Origin of the sequence: Bacteroides sp. 224, assembly GCF_010500995.1 — a bacterium.
Taxonomy (GTDB): Bacteria; Bacteroidota; Bacteroidia; order Bacteroidales; family Bacteroidaceae; genus Bacteroides.
On sequence record NZ_QVMK01000004.1, the window covers coordinates 277353 to 277735 of the forward strand.

The following is a 383-nucleotide window of genomic DNA, read 5'->3' on the forward strand; positions in this document are numbered from 1 at the left end:
AATGTGCCCGCTGTGGAGAGTTGGAGAAGAGTAAACACAGGCATTACGTGGGGCCTACAAGGGCGGCTATCAACTTAATCTATGTGATGAAATAAAAAGCCTCTCCCCGGCCCTCTCCCAAGGAGAGGGGGAAGGGGGATAGATTTGACTTATAATTAAGATTTCTTTTTTCAATATTAATATGACTAATTATGGCAACAATAACTAATATACATTCAATCACTCACATTTTACGGCGCATTCTTTCCCCCTCTCCTTGGGAGAGGGCCGGGGAGAGGCTGTTAAGGCCGTTGAGGCTGCTGGTGGTAAGTTTCTTTCTTTTCTCTCTCTCTTGGGGAGAGGCTTTCTCTCAAAACTACCAGGGTTTTGTATCTGTAACATCA

The 383-nt window shown here is 44.6% G+C and carries 2 protein-coding genes; both read left to right on the plus strand.

The annotated features are described in order from the left end of the window. Positions 1 to 95 (plus strand): DUF3575 domain-containing protein (locus tag D0T60_RS04695; RefSeq protein ID WP_163216992.1); only part of this gene is annotated, 95 nt, incomplete at its 5' end. A 96-nt stretch (positions 96 to 191) separates the two neighbouring features. Further along, positions 192 to 383: hypothetical protein (locus tag D0T60_RS18625; RefSeq protein ID WP_203558279.1), on the plus strand; the 192-nt coding region annotated here is incomplete at its 3' end.